We start from the raw sequence: 20,307 nt of genomic DNA, 5'->3' as shown, positions 1-20,307 counted from the left end.
ACGTTGAGCCAATGCGAAGCGGGCGACTGTGAGGCCGCTGGTGAAAGCCGCTAGTCGGTTATGTAGCAATTACCCGCCGAAAGGTTATCCGCCGTCCGCTCTCACGAGCGCTGGGCCGCAAGCTGATTGCGTGATCCTGATGCGCGAGCCGTGACCGTACCAATCGGCGGTCGTGTCCGACGCGACCGCTGCTGGCGGGGCGCCAGAAGGCGACAATGGCGGACTTTGCGGGGTTTGCGGACGGTTCCGCGATCCAGCATCGTCAGAAGTCGTCGTCCTCTATGCTTACGGCATGTCACGCAACCGGCCGTGCAAAGCGAATTAGAGGCGTTTGCCGGACGTCGCCGCAGATTCCATGGCTGAAACGCTGATAACATACAGGATCAGGCCGCGATCGTTTGTGACGTCCACCTGCCAGTCTTGATCTGCCCAAATCAATTCTGCGTATTCTCTGAGCAGCTCGCCAACAAACCTTGCCATTTTAACGCGAAGTTGCGTCAGGTCATCTGCCTCGATGCGGGTCGTGTCGCCGATATGAGAATCGGTTCGAACATTGATATTGTAGGTCGTCATCAGACCCTCCGTTCAGCAGAGCGTCCAGAAGCGCTACAGGGTTCCCGACTGTTTCACCTCCAGACCATCTGCACCCTCCTGGGCGCTTCAACGTCGGCACCGGGAGCGCGAGGGGACGATCGATCCGAGCCAAGTCTGCTTGGCTGCCATGCGCGGCAGGCTCGGTCATTGAGCGTACCAATGGACACTACCGCGAGCGGTCGTGCGGTCAGTGAGCCCATGATCGTCGGCTTGGCGTTCGGAAATGATCACATGTCAGTCGGCGCTTTCCAGCGCAGGGCGTCAATCAACACGCGCAGCGCGGGCGTGACCTGTCGGCTCGGATAATAGAGGTGGCAGCCCGGAAAAGGCGGGCACCACGCGTCCAGCACCTGGATCAGCCGACCATCGGCGATCTCCTCGGCGACGTCATCGGCCAGCATGTAGCCGAGGCCCGCTCCGGCGCGGACCGCCGCCGCAGCCAGCACCTCATCGTTCACGATGAGTTGTCCGTTTGGACGAAACCTGACTTCCCGACCATCGAACTCGAATTCCCAGGGCAACAGGCCGCCCCCGCCGAGCAGCCGGTAGTTGATGCAATTATGCGCTTCGAGATCGCCCGGCACGATCGGCACCGGACGGGTGTCGAAATAGCCGGGCGTGCCGACGACCAAAGTGCGCAGCGGGGGGCCGACCGGAACCGCGACCATGTCGAGGTCCACCGTCTCGCCAAAGCGGATTCCGGCATCGAAACCGCCAGCCACCAGATCGACCAGCCGGTCATCGACGATGACCTCGACCGAGATTTCGGGATGATCGCGCAGAAAGCGCGGCAAGGTGGGCGCCAGTACCGTGCGCGCGGCTGAGCTGAACGTGGTCAGTCGGATCGCGCCGGAGGGAACGCCGCGCCAGTCGCCCAGCGCGGACAAGCCGCGCGCGACTTCGGCTAGCGCCGGGTCGAGCGATTGCAGGAGGCGCTCGCCCGCTGCGGTCGGGGCGACACTGCGGGTGGTGCGCGCGAGCAGACGCACGCCCAGGCGCTGTTCGAGACTGCGCATCGCATGGCTGAGGGCAGAGGGCGAAAGGCCGAGTTCTGCTGCGGCGCGCGTGAAGCTGCGCGCCCGCGCCACAGCTGCGAACGCTGCAAGATCATCGAGATCCCCGCGCTTCATTGATGCATTTCCTTCACAAGCCCTTGCCGCCGGTGACGGCTAATCCTGACGCCTGCAAGGCCTATCTTGGCGATCTGACCTTCCAAGGAGCCATCATAATGACCCTCGCCACATATCGCACCCTTGGCCGCTCAGGCCTCGCGGTAAGCCCGCTCGCGCTCGGCACGATGACCTTCGGCGCCGGACGCTGGGGTGCTGACGAAGCCACGTCACAGTCGATCTTCAATGCCTATGTCGAGGCAGGCGGCAATTTCGCCGACACAGCAGATGTCTATTCGGGCGGGAAGAGCGAGGAGATGCTGGGCCGCTTCATGGCCGAGCGGCGAAATCGCGACCGGATGGTCGTTGCCACGAAATCGGGCTTCCCGCGAAGCGCGGGCACACCGCTCGCCGGCGGCAATTCGGCGCGCAATATCCGCGACGGGATCGAAGGATCGCTCCGCCGGCTCGGCACCGATTTCATCGATATGTACTGGACCCATGTCTGGGACCGCACCACGCCGCCGGAGGAGGTGCTGCGCGCGCTGACCGACGCGGTGCGGCGCGGCGACATCCTCTATTATGGATTTTCGAACGCGCCTTCATGGTATGCTGCGCAGATTGCAACGCTGGCACGCGCGCATGGTCTGCCCGAGCCGATCGGCCTGCAATATTCCTATTCTCTGATCGACCGCGGCGTCGAACTCGACATCATTCCCGCCGGGAAGTCGCTTGGCCTCGGGCTGGTGGCCTGGAGCCCGTTGGCTGCCGGCATGCTCACCGGAAAATATGGCCGCGACAAGATCGCCGATGCCGGCCCCGCCGGCAGCCTGCCAAACCGTGCCAGCGCAGCAACCCGCAGCGGCAGTGACGGGCGGTTGAATGGTGACAATCTCTTTGGCGGGATGCTGTTTACCGAAAGGAACTTCGCGGTGGTGGATGAACTGCGCTCGGTGTCCGCCGAGATCGGGCGGCCAATGGCGCAGGTCGCCTTGGCATGGGTCGCTCGGCGCAGCGGTGTCGCCTCCGTGCTGGTCGGCGCCAGCCGCCCTGACCAACTGAAGGAGAACATTGCCGCGCTCGACATTGCGTTCAGCGACGACCAGCAGGCTCGGCTAGACGCCGTGGGGGCGCCACCGGTGCTCAACCCCTATTTCATCTTCGACCTGCCTCGCGCTCAAATCTTCGGAGGACAGGATGTCGAACCCTGGAGGCCCGCCTTGTCGTAAGCAGCCTCGCTCGATGGCGTTGGGTCGCACTAGTTGGAAGTTCTGGCCAAATACCAGCAGACATCGGCGCATTTAAGCGCCGACCTTCGAAGCAGGCCTCTTCCATACTCTGACGTCGCCAGCTTCGCAGATTCTTGACTAATCCATGCCGCGTACCGGTTCCCTCTACATGGCCACGGGGCCAGGGGAGGCCACCTTGAAGAGGAACGCAGAAATGAGCGCCTTGGCTAGCGCCGACCTGCATTTACGAGGCAGGCCGCTGGAGTGTCCTCGCCGGGTTCAGGCGACTCCCCGCTGTTCAGTGCCAAAGGCCCCCCTTATGCAATGATAAACTGGTGCTGAGTTACACCGATAAAGCCTAGCGTTGCACGCAGGTGCGTTTCGGTACGCTCTATTGCGGCTGCCGGGCCATTGGTAAAATGGCCGCCCCGCGCTAGTGCTACTACGACGCGCTTGGCACCGGGCGGACCTTCGACGCCGTTCTCGCCGCAGCGAAAGGGTTTGCCGGCGACGAGGGTTTGGTCGAACCAGCTTTTCAGCTGGGTCTGGATGCCGAAATTGTACTTTGCGGCGCCGATCACGACGATGTCTGAGGCAACAATCGTCTTGATCTTATTGCAGCGGTGATGGCGTATCCGCAACGCGTCGGGCCCCATCATTTCAGGTTGAGACGAACCGCAGGCGCTCTTCTGACGTCTTTGCGAGCGGGACGCGGTTGTCCGGCGCGATCCCGACGATTGTAGCGATCCACCCAGTTGGTGGCAGCCATCGCAGCGCAAGAAATAGGGCGTAGACGGTTGCGATCATCGTAGCGAGCATCGCGAGTGACGCAGGGGAGACTTTATAAAGCGTTTCCTTCGATGCAAAGAAAATGGCCGGATGCCAAAGGTAAAAGAACAAAGACTGACGTCCTATTGCTTCCAATATGGGGATCGATACCCGGGCTAGGGACAGGCCCCTGAATAGCACAAATATGAGTCCAGAATTTAGTAGGATATAACCTGCGATCCCTGATGCTGCATCGCGAGTGAAGAACGCCGACATCCAGAGACATGCGCCGATTGAAGCTCCTAGCGACGCGACCTTGAGCAAAAACGTTGAAACCTGAGATTTCATCGACGCCAACGCCGCTCCCATAAAAAAGAACATTGGCATCGTGTAGAACCGCTGATCGCCGATCATATGACTGAGCTGTTCGAAGTCCGCGTTTTTGAACGGATGAAGGTCGTAAAGGCCGAACATCGAGACGGACAGTAAAAACATGGCGACCGAACTGAAAAGCAGGGAGGTAGCCCGCACCTTCACAAAAAACGATATCAGCAAGCAAATTATCAAACTTGGTACAAACCAGAGATGGTAGAGCGGGTATAATACGACATTTTCCAAACTATGAAGGGCGTTGGATCGCTTTAGAGCTGCGGTGAAAAATGCTGTCGCAAATAGCCACGGGATCACCATGCGAAGCGCGTAAAACTTTACGTTACTGCCAAATAACCTGCTTCGTAAAGATTCGATGTTGAGCAAATAGCCTGACAGTGCCATGAATACTGGCATCCTGAACCCGCTTAGCAGCCATTTGAATGCATCCGCGTCCATTGGTACAACGGAAAGGTGCCCGACCATAACAAGTAGGATCATCAGCCCTCTGAAGCTGTCTACGCTAGGATCTCGCGGTCGCGACTGCCCCATAACTACCCCTCCCACCTAACATGTCGACAATTGCCTAAGAATCGGCGTCAATATCCCCACTACGCTACCGGATTATCTCGTATTGCTAGCGTGTCTAGGGCTGAAAGCCATTCTGTTATAAAATCTTAGAATCGGTTTATTGTTGTAAGCGCAAGCGCGGTCACGGGGTGAGACCCGCCGCCTCGTCGATACTTTGGCCTTTTGATGACGGAGGAGGTGCTTCTTTCACCCCCGGTCTCCTACATAGTATTCAATTGCGGCGATTTCGCTAAGATCATTTCTCGGCCCTGCTGTGCCCACACGCCGCGCAAAACGCAGGTGAATCGCTTTGGAACATTCATTGCGTTTCTCCTGTTCTGAAGGCCAGGAATTCCCAAACCGCTGCAGTGGAGTGCCCCGAACCCATTGCTCGCGGTTCGCTAAATGTTCTAATTTGATTGCGCCGTGATTCGCGGTCGTTTACATCGATGGAGCCTGAGCATGGAGCATGATCTCCAGCTGCGCGCGGCTGCGCGCGCGATCTTTGACGCCTGTTACCCGACCGAGGACTGGTCGCCGGTCGGATTCGATGAAGCCGAGCGCTTGCGCACGGTTCATTATCGCCAGGCTGTCGGTGCTGCCCAGCATGCGTGCGCCGCACTTGCGGCTCCCGGGTTACAGCTGGCACTGCCGACCTTCGCCTAAGCGCCACGAATGTGGTTGGCGATCCCAGGACCCTTCATGACCTGCACCGGATCGAGGCGCAGGTCCGCGTCACCTGTCGTAGCTGCAACGCCTCCGAGCTGTGGGAGCTCGACGCACTGATCGAAGAGGTGCGCCGGAACGGCGGCAACACCGACTGGCGTGCCGCGCGATCGGTGCTCCGCTGCCCTCACCATTGCGCCGAGCCGATGATCGAGCTGCTGCCGATCCCGTTTGGCAAGCAGCGCGCGCGCCGCCGGGCGCATCGTCATGCGCTGGTCAACCTCGCGTTGCGGATCCTGCGCGAGGCGGCAGCGCGCTCCTCTGATACCCAGGTCGGGACCCCGGAGGTTCGCCTCGCGCTCCACGTACTGCGCCCGTTCGTCCGCGACAGCCGCTTGCTGGTCGCGTTCTGGCGCGCGGCGACGATCGAGCCGCGCCATCCCTGGACCAGCTGCCACCGGCCCTATCGCGAGATCGCCGACCGGCTGATTGCGCGCGGAGCGCCGGTGGATGAGGAGAACCGGCCCTGATGCGCCGAGGAGCGCATGCGCAGGTACGTCGGTCGAATGCCTGGGTCGGGCATAACGGGCGTATCGCTTTTGGTTGAGTGGAGCGGGAGAAGATCCAGGCCAGCGCGGGGACCGACCCGCTCTTGGAGGCACTTGCCTGGTCCGGCGCACGGCCTGACGCCATCAACCCGTAAAGGGTCCGCTTACGCTTCGCGTGCGGCCACTTGGCTGCGCCTGCGCGGTGATTGCGGCCATGCGCCGGCCCCGTCGGGCGCCTGTCGAGCGGGGGCGGTCTCCGCTCCGCGACAGGAGCTTCGACATGCCGCTCACCCTCGCACAGAAAAACGCCTTGAGCCTCGCGCGAACCTTGATGACGATCGTCATCGTCTTCCGGATCGAAGGTGGCACTTTCGGCGTCGCCGAGGCGCACGAATTCGATGGCGACCCCGCGCTGATCGTTCGCGAATATGATCCCTTCGCGCGCTGAGCCTCAGGGGCGCGGCGGCATTTCGCCGCGCCCTGTTGCGCTGCCGGATCGCCTTCGCCTGCGTCGCTGAGGCGCGGGGCTGTGCTGCGGTGAGCTCTGTCGCTGCGCGGTGTCACACGCCCTCGCGTTCGCTGGCTGGCATGTGGCGCCACGCCGGTCTGACCGAGCGCCTTGCTGTGATGGTGTCCCCAAGCAGGTACGCAACAGCCTTGCTGATGTCAGGCGTCCCTTCGCCGCGCGTGTACGTGCAGGGGCAGGGGCGGGCTTGGCAATCTGACGCGCCCAGCGGGTTCGCACTGCCCTGCGAAATGGCATTCGCTTTGGTGCTGCGCGCGCCGCATGCGGCACGAGGGGGCAGGTTGGCGGGGGAGGATTTTCGGGGATCCGGCTTAGTCGCCTGACGCAGATAGCTGCCAAACCCTTGTCCCGCCTCTGATCTGTAACGCCGCGTTGCAGTCGGTTCCGTCCGTCTGGTCGGGCCGCCCGGTGGCCGCGTTCATGGCTGTCTGGCCGGATGTCGGCTGCGCCTCGATTGCCTTGCCGCAACTGCTGCGCCCCGACTTTCTTCCCCTGGCCTTTCCACCCCGCGCGCAAGCGCGCGGGGACCCCGGATGCGCCCATTCCTCGCGAGCCAAGAAAGCCCGGGCTGCGCAGTCCTTCGCTGCGCTGCGGGCTGACGCTGCGGCGGCATCGCACCCGGCCTTGTGACGCCATCGCGGCCGCATGGGGCGGCCCGAGCACAAAGGACTGGTACAATGGCAAATATCGGCAGCTTCAAGAAGGTCGGCGAGGAATATCAGGGTTCGATCGTGACCCTGAGCGTTCAGGCCAAGGGCGTCCGGATCGTTCCGGAAGACAATCGCCCCAACGAAAACGCACCCACCCATCGCGTCTATGTCGGTCGCGCGGAGATCGGTGCAGCCTGGGCCAAGACCTCCGCCGAGCAGCGCGACTATCTCTCGGTCAAGCTCGACGATCCAAGCTTCACCCAGCCCATCTTCGCAAACCTGTTCGACGATGAGGGCGCCGAGACCTTCAGCCTGATCTGGTCGCGTCCCCGCCGCTCGGGCAACGACTGATCGACGCAAGGGCGCCCCGCCGGTTCCGGCGGGGCGCCCTTTTCGTGCTGCGCCAGCGCCCGCTCGCGTCCTGCGTTGTCCCCGCGCGGGGATAGGCCTCTCCCCAATCCGGGTCTTCGAGCGCACCGTGAATTCAACGAGCCTCGGGCGCACTGTCGTCGCCCGGGAGGCTTGCCGTCGCCCTTTTTCCGCCTGATTTGCCGCAGCACGCTGGCACGTTCGCGCGGCATGACCGGGCCGATTTCGCGCAGGAATTCCTGCGGCGAAATCCGGCCTATCGCGCGCACTGGCGCGCGTTGCGGACGGCAGGCGCGACGGGCGCGCGCGCGGCGCTTTGCGCGCGCTTGGGGCTTGCCTATCCGTTCGATCCCGACCTTCCGGTGCGCGATGCACCGGCATGCTGGGCGCCCGGCGTTGCGGCGCAGCTCGTCACTCTGCAGGCCGCGCCCGTCGCGTTTCCGGGCGCTGCGGCACTGCCGGACGTCGTTCCAACTGCGATGTGGCGGCGCGGCGATGTCCATGACCTGGTGCTCGACCATACAGGTGTGCGTCATCGCCTGCAGGTCGTGAGCTCTGACCCTGGCGCGCCACTCGTCATCCTGCTGGCGCCGTGCGCCGATGCGCTGCGCACTGCCTGCGCCGATGCAGCGCGGCGGTTGCTCGCGGGGCTCAGTGCCGCGCCGCCAGCTGCCGTGATGCGTCCGAGCGCACTTCAGCGGCGACGGCTGACGCTGCTGCTTGGCGTGCTCGACCTCTCGCTTGCCGGCGCGACTACGCGCGCGATCGGAACCGGCCTTGTCTATCCCTGGCTCGGTGACATCGGGGCACAGGTCTGGAAGACCACCAGCGAGCGCCGCCGCGTCCAGCGCCTGATCGGCGAGGCGCGACAGCTGATGGATGGTGGCTATCGCGCCCTGCTGCACGGCTGACCGACAGGGGCGACATAATCGGCCGGGCGGGCCTGGCCGCTCCCCTCGGGCGGCGCCGCGCCGCCATCTGCTTCCTGTGATTGGAACAGGTCCGCCGCTCTAGCCGGGCCCCCGCCCGGAGATGCTGAATGACAACCCCGCCGCTGCCGTCGCAACGCCTTCTGCGCACGCCCGATGCTGCGTTGCTGCTCGGGCTCTCGGCGCGTACCCTCGAAAAGCACCGCTGCTATGGCACCGGGCCGCTTTACCGCAAGCTTGGCGGACGCATCGTCTATGCTGTTTCGGACCTGCTAAACTGGGCCGACCAGGGCGTGCGCCGCTCGACCTCGGACACGAGCGGCGGCACCGTCCATCCCGCAAAGCCGATCGATCCGAGCAAACTTGATCGCCCCGGCCCGGTGCGCCGGTGATGCGCGTGGATTCAGCGGGCAACGCTCGCGATTGCGCTATCCCCGGTCACGGACCGGCTTGTTCCCCTGCGGGGACAACCACGGTCGACCTGTTCTGGGTCGAGGACCAGAACGAACGCTGGATCCGCTTTGGCCATCCGGTGTGCGATGCGATCCTTGATCGCCGGCGGCGGCGGCTCGCCTTCGCGCCCGGCAGCGTGTTCGCCTACGTGCGCTGGGCCTCGAACGACTATGGCACCGCGCTCTCGCGGCTCGCCATCGTTCGCGCGGTCTGGCCGGGCGAGCGGTGTTCGACGCTGGTCGGGGTGCATCCAGGCGGTGATCTGCTGCTCGATCTGTCGAGCTGGGCACGCGTCGCGCGTGCGTTCGCCGCGATCGACGCGATCGAGGATCTTGGCATCGATCCGGCGTTCGCCGCGCCTGATTACTGGCGTCACGTCCATAATCGCCTGAGCGTCGGCTACCCGCCGCGTGCCTATTCGCGCGCGCGCCATCGCGCCTGGCTGCTGCGGCAGGAGGTGGGCGCATGACGCGCTTTGGCATCCTGATGACGGGCTATCTCGCGCTCGGCGCATTGATCCTTCCAGCCATCGTCCGCCCGGCGCCGCAGCTGATCTGGAATGCAAGCGCGAGCGTGCCGATCGGCCTCTATGCCGCGCGTCCGGTCGATGGGCTGACGGTTGGCGATCTGGTCGCGGCCATGCCGCCTGAACCGCTCGCGCAGTTGATGGCCGGGCGTGGCTACCTGCCGCTGCGCACGCCGATGCTCAAGCGCGTCGCGGCAGTCACCGGGCAGCGCGTCTGCCGCATCGGCAAGAACATCCTGATCGACGGATCGCGGGTCGCGGTTGCGCAATCGCGCGACGTGGACGGGCGCGCACTGCCTGCCTGGCAGGGCTGCCGGACACTCGGGCCGGACGCGGTCCTGCTGCTCAATCGTGACGCACCGGCGAGCTTCGATGGACGCTATTTCGGGCCGATTTCACGCCGCTCGATCCACGCCGTGCTGACGCCGCTGTGGCTGGTCGGCGCGCCACGCGCGCGCGCCAAAACGCGTCCCCGATCAACCACCAAAGGAGCAAATCATGATCAAGATCGGTGAATTCATGCCGCAGGGCGACAGCTATTCGGGTCGCCTGACCATGCTCGGAATCGATGCCGCGCTGACCATCGTGCCCGCCATTTCGAGCGCCGCGCCCAACGCACCCGCCTATCGCATCCATGCCGGCGAAGGTGCCGATGGACGCGAAATCGGAGCGGGCTGGACGCACTCTGGCGAGCGTTCCGGACCCTATCTCGCGCTGCTGATCGACGATCCGCAATTGCCGCGGGCGATCCGCGCCAACCTGTTTCGCCCGGCGATCGATGGGGGCCCGCACCAGCTGTTCTGGCAACGGCATCAGCGCCGCCGCGACACCGGACAAGCCGAGTGAACGGCGCTTGCGGCCTGTGGCGGGGTGTAGCGCTTGCGCTCGCCCTGCTCGCGCCGGGCCTTGCCTGCGCGGCGCAGGGGCGGCCCGCCGCGCCGTCCTGCGCAGGGTATGCGGTATTCGATGAACCGGTCGCCAGCGCCGCGGAGCGCTTCGCGATCCCGCAAGACCTGATCCGCGCGGTCATCGCTGTTGAAAGCAACGGCAAGGTGTTCGCGATCTCGCCCAAGGGGGCGATGGGGCTGATGCAGCTGATGCCCGGAACCTGGGAAATGCTGCGCAAGCGACTGGGGCTCGGGCACGATCCGTTCGATCCTTGCGACAATATCCTGGCCGGTTCGGCCTATCTGCGCGAGCTGCTCGACCGTTATGGCGACCCGGGATTTCTCGCCGCCTATAACGCCGGACCGGGGCGCTACGAGGCCTATCTTCGCCGCCGGCAAGGCCTCCCCGCCGAGACCATCGCCTATGTCGCAAAGCTCACAGGCGCTGTGCTTGCGGCCCCCGCACGGCCGGTCATGCGCTCGGCTCCCAATCCCGATGCGTGGCGGCAGTCGGACCTGTTCGTCCGTACGCCTCGGTCGTCTTCAGACCCGGATTCATCGGCTTTGGACGCTTCATCAAAAGCCGGGCCGGGGGAGGGGGACCAGCCGTCACTGCCCCCGCGTGACACGCTGTTCATCGCGCGTCCGCGCATTCCGCAATGAGCGTTTTGCACCTTCTGCCTGTCGTCGGCTGCGCGATGGTCCGGCTGGGTGCGGATCTGGTCAGGAGGGCTGGCTCGAAGGATCAGGAGCGATGGCGAGATAAAGGCACCGCCGTCTGTCGGGGTGCAAATGGTTGTGAAGACTTGGGAAATTGCGCCGTCGCAGGTTTGGCCCTGCCGTCGCGCTCGCTGATTTTCCTTTTGATATCAATGCACGAAGCGCTGGCAGCGCCGCCGGGAGCACGCCGATGACCGGCGATCGTGACGACTTTCGGGTTCGGCCCGGAAAGGGGCGCAACCGGGGTTCGGGGAGCCTGCGCTCGCAGAGCCTTGCAGCGCAGGTGCGGCGCGCGGCTGCACGTGCGGGGTTTGCGCGTCGCGGCCCGCGTCGTGGCGGTGGCACCGGCCCGCTTGGACGTGGACGCAGGGCCGCGCTCGTATCGCGCAGGTCGGCAAGCATGCGCCGGGTGGTGATCAAGGCGCGGATCGTGCGCCATTCAGGCACACGATTTCGCGCAGCCCCGCTCGCCCGCCATATCGCCTATCTCGAACGCGACGGGGTAACCCGCGACGGCAGGGATGCCGCGATGTTCGACGCGCGCTCGGACCATGCCGATGGCGCAGCGTTCGCCATGCGCTGCACCGATGACCGGCATCATTTCCGCTTCATCGTCTCGCCTGAAGATGCAGGCGAGCTCGCGGACCTGCGCAGCTTTACCCGCGAACTCATGGACAATGTCGCGCGCGATCTTGAGACCAGGCTCGACTGGGTCGCGCTCGATCATTGGAATACCGATAATCCGCACATCCATATCCTGGTCCGCGGCAAGGCCGAGGACGGCGCCAATCTGGTGATCGACCGCAGCTATATCTCGCATGGCATGCGCGACCGCGCCGAGGCGCGGGTGACGCTCGAGCTCGGGCCGCGCAGCGCGCGCGAAATCGAACAGGCGCTTGCCCGCGAGACGATGGCCGAACGCTGGACCAGCCTTGATCGCAGTCTGCTCGCCCGCGCCGACGAGTACGGACTGGTCGACATGCGGCCGATGAAGGACGTATCGCGGGAGCCGCGCGACGCGCTGTTAACCGGTCGGGCGCAGACGCTCGAGCGGCTCGGGCTGGCGGCTGCTGCGGGACCGGCGCAATGGGTGCTCGACGCCCGCCTCGAGACGCGGCTTCGCGACCTTGGCGATCGCGGCGACATCATCGCGACCATCCACCGCGCGATGCGCGGCGCCGGCGAGGATGTGTCGGCCGAACGGCTTACAATCCATCCGGCTGCAGCCAGGGAGCCCATCGTCGGGCGCCTCGTCGATCGCGGCCTGCACGACGAGCTGACCGGCAGCGCCTATGCGATCGTCGATGGAACCGACGGGCGCGTTCATCATCTGCGGTTTGCCGATCTGGAACTGACCGGCGACGCGCAACCCGGCGCGATCGTCGAGCTGCGCTCCTGGGAGGGGGGCGGCAAGGCGCCGCGCGCCGTGCTCGCGGTCCGCTGTGACCTTCCGCTCGACCGGCAGGTCACAGCGGGCGGGGCAACCTGGCTCGATCGCCAGCTGCTCGCGAACCGCGATGGCGCGGCGCATCGCGGGTTCGGCGCTTGTCTGCGCGCGGCGATGGCGGCGCGCGAGGACCATCTGATCGCGCAGGGCCTCGCGCAGCGGCGCGGCGGGCAGGTGATCCTCGCTCCGCGCCTGGTTGAAACCTTGCGTACCCGCGACCTGCGCGAATGCGCCACCCGTATCGCCGCGCGCACCGGCCTTGTGCCGCGCGACGCGGCGCCGGGCACGCCGGTCGCCGGCACCTATCGCGAGCGGGTCAGCCTCGCCTCGGGGCGCTTTGCGATGATCGACGATGGGCTCGGTTTTCAGCTCGTCCCCTGGCGCCCCGCGCTCGACCGGCAACTCGGCCAGGACGTCGCCGGCACGATCAACGCGCGTGGGGGAGTCGACTGGGCGCTCGACCGCAGCCGCAGCCGCAGCCGCAGCCTCGGTCTTGGCCTTGGCCTTTAGGAGAACAGCATATGCAATCCTCGAAGATCCTCTGGGGCCATGTGATCCTGGTCCTGCTGATCGTGTCCGGCGCGGTCTGGAGCGCGACGCAATGGACCGCACACGCGCTCGGCCATCAACCCGAACTTGGCCCACCCTGGTTCATCGTGCAGGGCTATCGCGTCTATCCGCCGCCCGCCTTTTTCTGGTGGTGGTTCAGCTATGACGCCTATGCCCCCGAGATCTTCAGGACCGGTGCGTTCATCGCAGCGTCCGGCGGCATCGCGGCGATCATCGTGGCGGTTGGACTGTCGGTCTGGCGCGCGCGCGAGCGCAAGATTGCCGAAACCTATGGGTCGGCGCGCTGGGCTACGTCACGCGAGGTCGCGAAGGCCGGGCTCACCGGCGAGGATGGCGTCGTGCTCGGCAGGCTGGGCCGGCGCTATCTGCGGCATGACGGCCCCGAACATATCCTGTGCTTCGCGCCGACCCGATCGGGCAAGGGGGTTGGCCTCGTCATCCCCTCGCTGCTCACCTGGCATGGCTCGGCGATCGTCCATGACATCAAGGGCGAGAACTGGACGCTGACCGCGGGCTTTCGCGCGATGGTCGGGCGCGTGCTGCTGCTCGATCCGACCAATCCATCTTCAGACGCCTACAATCCCCTGCTCGAGGTCCGCAAAGGCGAGTGGGAAGTGCGGGACGTCCAGAATGTCGCCGATGTGCTGGTCGACCCCGACGGCTCGCTCGAACGCCGCAACCATTGGGAGAAGACCAGCCACGCGCTGCTGGTCGGTGCCATCCTCCATGTCCTTTATGCCGAGACCGACAAGACACTCGCCGGGGTCGCGGCATTCCTGTCTGATCCGCGCCGCAAGATCGATGCGACGCTCAACGCGATGATGACCACCCGGCACCTGGGGGAGGCCGGCGTCCACCCGGTGATCGCCTCGGCGGCGCGCGAACTGCTCAACAAGTCCGAGAATGAGCGCTCGAGCGTGCTCTCGACCGCGATGTCGTTCCTTGGCCTCTATCGCGATCCCGTGGTGGCGAAGGTCACCAGCAGGTCCGACTGGCGGATCGCCGACCTCGTCGATGCCCGGCGCCCGGCCACGCTCTACCTTGTCGTTCCGCCGTCCGACATCAGCCGGACCAAGCCGTTGATCCGGCTGCTGCTCAACCAGATCGCCCGGCGCCTGACCGAGGATCTGAACCCGGCTGCGGGCCGTCACAGGCTGCTGCTGATGCTGGACGAATTCCCGGCGCTCGGGCGGCTCGATTTCTTTGAATCCGCGCTGGCCTTCATGGCGGGCTATGGCCTCAAGGCCTTCCTCATCGCCCAGTCGCTCAACCAGATCGAGAAGGCCTATGGGCCGAACAACGCGATCCTCGACAATTGTCATGTGCGCGTCAGCTTCGCGACCAATGACGAGCGCACCGCCAAGCGGATTTCCGATGCGCTCGGCACCGCGACCGAGATGCGCGCGATGAAGAACTATGCCGGCCATCGTCTCTCGCCCTGGCTTGGCCATCTGATGGTGTCGCGCACCGAGACCGCGCGCGCGTTGCTGACGCCCGGCGAGGTCATGACGCTGCCGCCGGACGAAGAGATCGTCATGGTCGCCGGGGTGCGCCCGATCCGCGCCCGCAAGGTGCGCTATTTTGCCGATCCGCGCTTTGTCGAGCGGATCATCGATCCGCCGCCGCGTCAGGTTGAGCAGCGCGCGCCGCAGCGCGATGACTGGACCACGCAGGCGCCGCCCGATGCGGTGGTCGAGCCAGTCCCGGTGGTCGATCCAACCCCGGTGGTCGAGACGATCTCGCAGCCCTGCGCGCCTGCCGATCGCGCCAATGAACGCACCCGCCGCGAGCCTGAACAGTCCTGTGCGCACGAGGTCGCGCCCATCCCCCCGCGCAAGCTCGACGAGTTCACGATTGTTGAAGGCTCGCCCGTCCGGCCGGCATCGGCCCGGCGCGGGGGCAAGCGCGGGGGCAAGCGCGCGGGGCGCCCCGCCCACCAGACTACCCGCAATTCGAATGAGGAGATTGAACGATGAGTGGACTGCGGATCAAGCACACCTTCCGCCTGCCGCCGGATCTCTCGGCTGCGCTTGCAGACTATGCCGCGCGCAAGCGGGTTACCCAGGCGCTCGTCGTGGAGACCGCGCTTGCGACCTTCCTCTCGGGCGACAATGCCGAGCATCTCGAGGCGGCGCTCGCTCGACGGCTCGACCGGCTGACGCGGCAGGCTGACGCGCTCGCCTGGCATGTCGAGCTGGGCAACGAGACGCTCTCGCTGTTCGTGCGCTTGTGGATGGTCAACAATCCACCGCTCCCCGATGACGCGCTCGCAACTGCCCAGATGATGGGGAAGGAGCGCTGGGTGCGCTTCATCGAGACCCTCAATCGTCGGATGGAGTTCGGGCCGCGCCTGCGGGACGAGGTGTCCGAGGACATCGAAACCGATGATTGAGGTCTGATGCGCGGGTCGCCCGATTCGGGAATTGGACCAGGAATTTGGGGCGCGGGGATCGCCGCGCGCGCCGGGCGCTTCCGCCGCCTGCTGCTTCTTCTACGCCAGGCTACGACGCTGCGAAGTAGCTGTTGAAAAGACCGGTTTTCGCGCCTCCTTAGTCATCCCTGTCGCCGGAGCGCTCCCGCACCGGCACCGTACAGGGCAACCGATCGTGACCACCGCATCTGTTCGTTTCGAGGCTTCAAGGCGTGGCGCGCGCATGCTGCGCACTGCGCTCGGGCCCGCGATCGCGGCCTGGCTCGATGACCCCGAGATCGTCGAGATCATGCTCAATCCGGACGGGCGGCTCTGGGTCGATCGTCTTGCCAAGGGGCTCTGTGATACCGGCATGGCGATCGCTGCGGCCGATGGCGAACGCATTGTCCGGCTGGTTGCGCATCATGTCGGAGCTGAAGTTCATGCCCGCGCGCCCCGCGTCTCGGCTGAACTCCCCGAAAGCGGCGAGCGCTTCGAAGGCCTGTTGCCGCCGATCGTGACCGCGCCGAGCTTTGCCATCCGCAAGCCCGCGATCGCCGTGTTCACGCTCGACGACTATGTGCGCACCGGGATCCTCTCTGCCCTGCACTGCGCGGCGCTGCGTGCCGCGGTCCATGACCGCACGAACATCCTTGTTGCCGGCGGTACCGGGAGCGGCAAGACGACGTTGACCAACGCGCTGCTCGCCGAGATCGCGGGGGGCAGCGACCGGATCGTGCTGATCGAGGACACCCGCGAGCTCCAGTGCGCGGCTCCCAATCTCGTCGCAATGCGCACCAGGGAAGGCGTGGCGAGTCTCGCCGACCTGGTCCGCTCGGCATTGCGGCTCCGTCCCGACCGCATCCCGATCGGTGAGGTACGCGGCGCCGAGGCGCTCGATCTGCTCAAGGCATGGGGTACGGGGCATCCCGGCGGGTTCGGGACGATCCACGCAGGCACTGCGCTCGGTGCGCTGCGCCGTCTTGAACAGCTGATCCAGGAAGCAGTCGCCACCGTCCCGCGCGCGCTGATCGCCGAGACGATCGGGATGATCGCCGTGCTGATCCGCGACGGCACCGGTCGTCGCCTGTCCCAACTCGCCCGCGTCGAGGGCCTCGATGCCGCCAGCGACTATCGCCTCAGCTTCCTCACCGATGGAGAAACCGCATGATCGCTTCGCTCCCCAAATTTGGCGCGCGCCTGACGGCAAGCGCCTGCTGCATGCTGATCGCACTCAGCGCGGGCCCAGCCCATGCCTCCGGCTCCTCGATGCCGTGGGAGAGCCCGCTTCAATCGATCCTCGAGAGCATCGAGGGCCCGGTCGCCAAGATCATCGCGGTGATCATCATCATCGTCACGGGCCTGACGCTGGCCTTTGGCGAAACCTCCGGAGGCTTCCGCCGCCTGATCCAGATCGTGTTCGGGCTCTCGATCGCGTTTGCCGCGAGTTCCTTTTTCCTCAGCTTCTTCAGCTTTGGCGGCGGGGCGCTGATCTAATGGACATCCTCGATCCCGCCAACGCCCTCCCGGGCTATTTCGCACCGGTTCACCGCGCACTTACCGAACCCATTCTTCTGGGAGGCGCGCCGCGCGCGGTCGCGATCGTGAACGGCACGCTCGCCGGAGCCGTCGGCCTGGGGCTTCGCCTGTGGCTGGTTGGCCTCGTCCTCTGGGGGCTTGGCCATGCGGTGGCGGTGTGGGCGGCACGGCGCGACGCGCAATTCCTCGAAGTGGGGCGGCGTCACCTACGCTATCCCGCCTATCTGCGGGCGTGAGGGCGCGATGATGTTCCTGCGTGAATATCGGCCCCGTGGCGCGATGCTTGCCGACTTCCTTCCCTGGGCCGCGCTCGTCGCGCCGGGCATCGTGCTCAACAAGGACGGGTCGTTCCAGCGGACCGCCGCGATCCGTGGGCCTGACCTTGATTCAGCAACACCGGCCGAGCTGGTTGCGACAACTGCCCGCCTGAATGGGGCGCTGCGTCGGCTGGGATCGGGCTGGGCGCTCTTTGTCGAGGCGCAGCGCGTGCCGGCGCAGGACTATCCCGCTGCCCGGTTTCCCGATCCGGTTTCCGCGTTGGTCGATCACGAGCGCGCCGCGCAATTTGCAGAGGAAGGCGCGCATTTCGAGAGTGACTATTTTCTGACCCTGGTGTGGCTGCCGCCCGCCGAGGATGCCGCGCGCACCGCAGGCTGGCTGTTCGAAGGGCGTTCGAAGACTGGCGTTGATCCCCACGAAATCCTTGAGAATTTCATCGACCGTTCGGCACGCGTGCTGCAGCTGCTCGAGGGCTTTCTGCCCGAGGCGCGCTGGCTCGATGATCGCGAGACGCTGACCTATCTCCACACCACCGTCTCGACGCGGCGCCAGCGCGTCGCGGTCCCGGAGACACCGATCTATCTCGATGCGCTGCTCGCCGATCAGCCGCTGGTCGGGGGTCTCGAGCCGCGGCTTGGCGACGCGCATCTGCGGACGCTCTCGATCATCGGCTTTCCAAGCGCGACCTTTCCCGGGCTGCTCGACGATCTCAACCGGCTTGCCTTTCCCTATCGCTGGGTCACCCGCGCGATCATGCTCGACAAGACCGATGCGACGCGGCTGCTCGCGCGCATCCGGCGGCAATGGTTCGCCAAGCGCAAGTCGATCGCCGCGATCCTCAAGGAGGTCATGACCAACGAGGCCTCGGCGCTTCTGGACAGCGATGCAGCAAACAAGGCGGCCGATGCCGATCTTGCATTGCAGGAGCTTGGCAGCGATCATGTCGGGCAGGCCTATGTGACCGCGACGGTGAGCGTGTGGGACGCTGATCCCGCACTTGCGGCCGAAAAGCTGCGGCTGGTCGAGAAGGTCATCCAGGGCCGCGACTTCACGGTCATCGCCGAAGGCGTGAACGCAATCGAGGCATGGCTCGGAAGCCTGCCGGGGCATGTCTATGCCAATGTGCGCCAGCCGCCGATCTCGACGCTCAACCTTGCCCATATGGTGCCGCTCTCGGCGGTGTGGGCAGGTCCGGCGCGCGATGCGCATTTCGATGCGCCGCCCTTGTTCTTCGCGCGGACCGAAGGTTCGACCCCGTTCCGGTTCGCGCTTCATGTCGGCGATGTCGGCCACACGCTGATCGTCGGCCCCACTGGAGCTGGAAAGTCGGTGCTGCTCGCGCTGATGGCGCTGCAGTTCAGGCGGTACGACAAGGCGCAGGTCTTCGCCTTCGATTTCGGGGGATCGATCCGCGCCGCGGCGATCGCCATGGGCGGGGATTGGCAGGATCTTGGCCATGCAGGCTCGGACGAGAGCGCTCAAGGCGTGCGGCTGCAACCGCTTGCCCGGATCGATAGTCTTGCCGAGCGCAGCTGGGCGGCTGACTGGGTCGCTGCAATCCTGGCCGGCGAGGGCGTTCCCGTTGACCCGTCGGTCAAGGAGCATCTGTGGTCTGCGCTGGGTTCGCTGGCCTCGGCACCGCCGACCGAGCGCACGCTGACTGGACTTGCGGTCCTGCTCCAGTCGCAGCAGCTCAAACAGGCGCTCGGTCCCTATTGCGTCGGGGGCCCTTATGGCCAGCTGCTCGACGCGGAGGGCGAGCGCTTGGGCAGCGAACCCATCCAGGCCTTCGAGACCGAAGGCCTGGTTGGAAGCCCCGCCGCTCCGGCAGTGCTTGCCTATCTCTTCCACCGGATCGAGGCCCGCCTCGATGGCGCGCCAACGCTGATCATCATCGATGAAGGCTGGCTGGTGCTCGACAGTCCGGCTTTCGCCGCCCAGCTGCGCGCGTGGCTCAAGACCCTGCGCAAGAAGAATGCGAGCGTCGTCTTCGCGACCCAGAGCCTCGCCGACATTGAAAGTTCGGCCATCGCTCCGGCGATCGTCGAGAGCTGCCCGACCCGGATCTTCCTGCCCAACGCGCGCGCGTTCGAGCCGCAGATTGCAACCCTCTACCGGCGCTTCGGGCTCAACGATCGCCAGATCGAGATCCTCGCGCGCGCAACGCCCAAGCGCGACTATTACTGCCAGTCCCGCCGCGGCAACCGGTTGTTCGATCTCGGGCTCGGCGCGGTCGCACTCGCTTTTGCCGCTGCGTCCTCGCGCACCGATCAGCGCCGCATCGCTAAACTTGTCGCGGCGCATGGCCGCACGGGCTTTGCCGATGCGTGGCTGCGCGCGCGCGGTCTCGACTGGGCCGCTGACCTTCTTCCCATCACCGATCAGGAGTGATTGCCATGCGTACTTCCTTGCGCCGTCTCATGCTTTTCGCATCGTCCGCGCTGCTGCTTACCGGCCTTGCCACCCCGGTCGCCGCGCAGTTCGGCGGGATCGTCTATGATCCCACCAACTATTCCCAGAATGTACTGACGGCAGCGCGCACGCTCGAGCAGATCAACAACCAGATCCGGTCGCTCCAGAACGAGGCCCAGGCGCTGATCAACGATGCGCGGAACCTCGCGACGCTTCCGACCTCCGCGCTGTCTGAACTCCAGGGGCAGGTTCGCCAGACCCAGCAGCTGCTCGGCAATGCCCAGCGCATCGCCTATTCGGTCCAGGCGATCGATGAGGCGTTCACCAGCCGGTATCGCGGCGCGGCCATGTCCGGGAGCGACACGGCGCTTGTCGCCAATGCCCGCGCACGCTGGGAGGATAGTGTCGGCGCACTCGAGGACGCGCTCAAGGTCCAGGCTGGCGTGGTCGGCAACCTTGAGGGGTCGCGGGTGGTCATGGATCGGCTGGTCACGGCCAGCCAGTCGGCATCCGGCGCGCTCCAGGTGACGCAGGCGGGCAATCAGTTGCTCGCGCTCCAGGCGCGTCAGATTGCCGACCTGACCGCTTTGGTGGCCGCGCAGGGACGCGCACAGGCGCTCGAGGCAGCGCAGCGTGCCGCCGCGAGAGATCAGGCCCGCGAACAACTGCGTCGCTTCCTCGCCCCAGGCACCGGTTACCGGTCGACCCGGGTCGACATGTTCAAGCACTGAGGCCGG

Annotated in this window: 23 protein-coding genes; 19 read left to right on the top strand and 4 right to left on the bottom strand. The window is 65.6% G+C overall.

Features of this window, described 5'->3' with window-relative positions; all coding sequences use genetic code 11:
- Positions 1-321 precede the first annotated feature (321 nt).
- Together K9B35_RS19580 and K9B35_RS19575 are read right to left on the bottom strand one after the other, a co-directional pair.
- The gene (locus K9B35_RS19580) at positions 322-573 is read right to left on the bottom strand and encodes a DUF6894 family protein (RefSeq protein WP_224923690.1); all 252 of its coding nucleotides are present in this window, start codon (positions 571-573) and stop codon (positions 322-324) included.
- A 248-nt stretch (positions 574-821) separates the two neighbouring features.
- Complete coding sequence (locus K9B35_RS19575) at positions 822-1,724, bottom strand: LysR substrate-binding domain-containing protein (RefSeq protein WP_224923689.1); 903 nt, start codon at positions 1,722-1,724, stop codon at positions 822-824.
- A 98-nt stretch (positions 1,725-1,822) separates the two neighbouring features.
- Between K9B35_RS19575 and K9B35_RS19570 the strand changes: the two genes are divergently transcribed.
- Complete coding sequence (locus K9B35_RS19570) at positions 1,823-2,932, top strand: aldo/keto reductase (RefSeq protein ID WP_224923688.1); 1,110 nt, start codon at positions 1,823-1,825, stop codon at positions 2,930-2,932.
- A 317-nt stretch (positions 2,933-3,249) separates the two neighbouring features.
- Here K9B35_RS19570 and K9B35_RS19565 read toward each other — a convergent pair whose 3' ends face one another.
- Entirely contained in the window at positions 3,250-3,591 is a 342-nt protein-coding gene (locus K9B35_RS19565; protein WP_224923687.1) for an NAD(P)H-dependent oxidoreductase, read from the bottom strand.
- Position 3,592: 1 nt separating this feature from the next.
- Positions 3,593-4,621: an acyltransferase family protein gene (locus tag K9B35_RS19560; protein WP_224923736.1), complete on the bottom strand. Its 1,029-nt coding sequence runs from the start codon at positions 4,619-4,621 to the stop codon at positions 3,593-3,595.
- 480 nt (positions 4,622-5,101) lie between these two features.
- Between K9B35_RS19560 and K9B35_RS19555 the strand changes: the two genes are divergently transcribed.
- The 18 genes from K9B35_RS19555 (at position 5,102) to trbJ (ending at position 20,301) form a co-directional block, all read left to right on the top strand.
- Positions 5,102-5,305 (top strand): hypothetical protein, encoded by a 204-nt coding sequence (locus K9B35_RS19555; protein WP_224923686.1) that lies wholly within the window; start codon positions 5,102-5,104, stop codon positions 5,303-5,305.
- A gap of 11 nt (positions 5,306-5,316) precedes the next feature.
- Positions 5,317-5,835: a hypothetical protein gene (locus K9B35_RS19550; RefSeq protein WP_224923685.1), complete on the top strand. Its 519-nt coding sequence runs from the start codon at positions 5,317-5,319 to the stop codon at positions 5,833-5,835.
- Between the two features lie 298 nt (positions 5,836-6,133).
- A complete protein-coding gene (locus K9B35_RS19545; protein ID WP_224923684.1) occupies positions 6,134-6,301 on the top strand; it encodes a hypothetical protein in 168 nt (55 codons plus the stop codon).
- A gap of 755 nt (positions 6,302-7,056) precedes the next feature.
- Positions 7,057-7,380, top strand: a complete 324-nt coding sequence (locus K9B35_RS19540; protein WP_224923683.1) for a DUF736 domain-containing protein — start codon at positions 7,057-7,059, stop codon at positions 7,378-7,380.
- Between the two features lie 197 nt (positions 7,381-7,577).
- Positions 7,578-8,309 (top strand): DNA -binding domain-containing protein, encoded by a 732-nt coding sequence (locus tag K9B35_RS19535; RefSeq protein WP_224923682.1) that lies wholly within the window; start codon positions 7,578-7,580, stop codon positions 8,307-8,309.
- Between the two features lie 128 nt (positions 8,310-8,437).
- A complete protein-coding gene (locus tag K9B35_RS19530; RefSeq protein WP_224923681.1) occupies positions 8,438-8,719 on the top strand; it encodes a helix-turn-helix transcriptional regulator in 282 nt (93 codons plus the stop codon).
- A complete protein-coding gene (locus K9B35_RS19525) occupies positions 8,719-9,249 on the top strand; it encodes a DUF2840 domain-containing protein (RefSeq protein ID WP_224923680.1) in 531 nt (176 codons plus the stop codon). The genes K9B35_RS19530 and K9B35_RS19525 overlap by 1 nt, the downstream gene beginning before the upstream one ends.
- Complete coding sequence (locus K9B35_RS19520; RefSeq protein WP_224923679.1) at positions 9,246-9,821, top strand: S26 family signal peptidase; 576 nt, start codon at positions 9,246-9,248, stop codon at positions 9,819-9,821. Before K9B35_RS19525 ends, K9B35_RS19520 begins: the two co-directional genes overlap by 4 nt.
- Positions 9,805-10,152 (top strand): DUF736 domain-containing protein, encoded by a 348-nt coding sequence (locus K9B35_RS19515; protein ID WP_224923678.1) that lies wholly within the window; start codon positions 9,805-9,807, stop codon positions 10,150-10,152. Before K9B35_RS19520 ends, K9B35_RS19515 begins: the two co-directional genes overlap by 17 nt.
- Entirely contained in the window at positions 10,149-10,856 is a 708-nt protein-coding gene (locus K9B35_RS19510) for a lytic transglycosylase domain-containing protein (protein ID WP_224923677.1), read from the top strand. The genes K9B35_RS19515 and K9B35_RS19510 overlap by 4 nt, the downstream gene beginning before the upstream one ends.
- Positions 10,857-11,103: 247 nt before the next feature.
- Entirely contained in the window at positions 11,104-12,870 is a 1,767-nt protein-coding gene (locus K9B35_RS19505) for a relaxase/mobilization nuclease domain-containing protein (RefSeq protein WP_224923676.1), read from the top strand.
- Between the two features lie 11 nt (positions 12,871-12,881).
- On the top strand, positions 12,882-14,906 hold the full coding sequence (locus K9B35_RS19500) for a conjugal transfer protein TraG (RefSeq protein WP_224923675.1): 2,025 nt from the start codon (positions 12,882-12,884) through the stop codon (positions 14,904-14,906).
- The gene (locus K9B35_RS19495) at positions 14,903-15,322 is read left to right on the top strand and encodes a CopG family transcriptional regulator (RefSeq protein ID WP_224923674.1); all 420 of its coding nucleotides are present in this window, start codon (positions 14,903-14,905) and stop codon (positions 15,320-15,322) included. The genes K9B35_RS19500 and K9B35_RS19495 overlap by 4 nt, the downstream gene beginning before the upstream one ends.
- Positions 15,323-15,584: 262 nt before the next feature.
- Entirely contained in the window at positions 15,585-16,511 is a 927-nt protein-coding gene (trbB, locus tag K9B35_RS19490) for a P-type conjugative transfer ATPase TrbB (RefSeq protein WP_263622772.1), read from the top strand.
- Complete coding sequence (locus K9B35_RS19485; protein WP_224923672.1) at positions 16,508-16,837, top strand: TrbC/VirB2 family protein; 330 nt, start codon at positions 16,508-16,510, stop codon at positions 16,835-16,837. Before trbB ends, K9B35_RS19485 begins: the two co-directional genes overlap by 4 nt.
- A complete protein-coding gene (locus tag K9B35_RS19480) occupies positions 16,837-17,115 on the top strand; it encodes a VirB3 family type IV secretion system protein (RefSeq protein WP_224923671.1) in 279 nt (92 codons plus the stop codon). The genes K9B35_RS19485 and K9B35_RS19480 overlap by 1 nt, the downstream gene beginning before the upstream one ends.
- Before the next feature lie 7 nt (positions 17,116-17,122).
- The gene (gene trbE / locus K9B35_RS19475) at positions 17,123-19,549 is read left to right on the top strand and encodes a conjugal transfer protein TrbE (protein ID WP_224923670.1); all 2,427 of its coding nucleotides are present in this window, start codon (positions 17,123-17,125) and stop codon (positions 19,547-19,549) included.
- Between the two features lie 29 nt (positions 19,550-19,578).
- A complete protein-coding gene (gene trbJ, locus K9B35_RS19470) occupies positions 19,579-20,301 on the top strand; it encodes a P-type conjugative transfer protein TrbJ (RefSeq protein ID WP_412103493.1) in 723 nt (240 codons plus the stop codon).
- Positions 20,302-20,307 lie beyond the last annotated feature (6 nt).

The organism is Sphingomonas sp. R647 (assembly GCF_020177055.1).
In the GTDB taxonomy this organism is placed as follows: Bacteria; Pseudomonadota; Alphaproteobacteria; order Sphingomonadales; family Sphingomonadaceae; genus Sphingomonas.
This window is presented reverse-complemented; position numbering and strand designations above follow the sequence as displayed.

Excerpts from the sequence above, each read along its gene's own strand:
- K9B35_RS19580 (WP_224923690.1), bottom strand. The coding sequence starts at position 573 with ATGACGACCTACAATATCAATGTTCGAACCGATTCTCATATCGGCGAC.
- K9B35_RS19575 (WP_224923689.1), bottom strand. The coding sequence starts at position 1,724 with ATGAAGCGCGGGGATCTCGATGATCTTGCAGCGTTCGCAGCTGTGGCG.
- K9B35_RS19570 (WP_224923688.1), top strand. The coding sequence starts at position 1,823 with ATGACCCTCGCCACATATCGCACCCTTGGCCGCTCAGGCCTCGCGGTA.
- K9B35_RS19565 (WP_224923687.1), bottom strand. The coding sequence starts at position 3,591 with ATGATGGGGCCCGACGCGTTGCGGATACGCCATCACCGCTGCAATAAG.
- K9B35_RS19560 (WP_224923736.1), bottom strand. The coding sequence starts at position 4,621 with ATGGGGCAGTCGCGACCGCGAGATCCTAGCGTAGACAGCTTCAGAGGG.
- K9B35_RS19555 (WP_224923686.1), top strand. The coding sequence starts at position 5,102 with ATGGAGCATGATCTCCAGCTGCGCGCGGCTGCGCGCGCGATCTTTGAC.
- K9B35_RS19545 (WP_224923684.1), top strand. The coding sequence starts at position 6,134 with ATGCCGCTCACCCTCGCACAGAAAAACGCCTTGAGCCTCGCGCGAACC.
- K9B35_RS19540 (WP_224923683.1), top strand. The coding sequence starts at position 7,057 with ATGGCAAATATCGGCAGCTTCAAGAAGGTCGGCGAGGAATATCAGGGT.
- K9B35_RS19530 (WP_224923681.1), top strand. The coding sequence starts at position 8,438 with ATGACAACCCCGCCGCTGCCGTCGCAACGCCTTCTGCGCACGCCCGAT.
- K9B35_RS19525 (WP_224923680.1), top strand. The coding sequence starts at position 8,719 with ATGCGCGTGGATTCAGCGGGCAACGCTCGCGATTGCGCTATCCCCGGT.
- K9B35_RS19520 (WP_224923679.1), top strand. The coding sequence starts at position 9,246 with ATGACGCGCTTTGGCATCCTGATGACGGGCTATCTCGCGCTCGGCGCA.
- K9B35_RS19515 (WP_224923678.1), top strand. The coding sequence starts at position 9,805 with ATGATCAAGATCGGTGAATTCATGCCGCAGGGCGACAGCTATTCGGGT.
- K9B35_RS19505 (WP_224923676.1), top strand. The coding sequence starts at position 11,104 with ATGACCGGCGATCGTGACGACTTTCGGGTTCGGCCCGGAAAGGGGCGC.
- K9B35_RS19500 (WP_224923675.1), top strand. The coding sequence starts at position 12,882 with ATGCAATCCTCGAAGATCCTCTGGGGCCATGTGATCCTGGTCCTGCTG.
- K9B35_RS19495 (WP_224923674.1), top strand. The coding sequence starts at position 14,903 with ATGAGTGGACTGCGGATCAAGCACACCTTCCGCCTGCCGCCGGATCTC.
- trbB (WP_263622772.1), top strand. The coding sequence starts at position 15,585 with ATGCTGCGCACTGCGCTCGGGCCCGCGATCGCGGCCTGGCTCGATGAC.
- K9B35_RS19485 (WP_224923672.1), top strand. The coding sequence starts at position 16,508 with ATGATCGCTTCGCTCCCCAAATTTGGCGCGCGCCTGACGGCAAGCGCC.
- K9B35_RS19480 (WP_224923671.1), top strand. The coding sequence starts at position 16,837 with ATGGACATCCTCGATCCCGCCAACGCCCTCCCGGGCTATTTCGCACCG.
- trbE (WP_224923670.1), top strand. The coding sequence starts at position 17,123 with ATGATGTTCCTGCGTGAATATCGGCCCCGTGGCGCGATGCTTGCCGAC.
- trbJ (WP_412103493.1), top strand. The coding sequence starts at position 19,579 with ATGCTTTTCGCATCGTCCGCGCTGCTGCTTACCGGCCTTGCCACCCCG.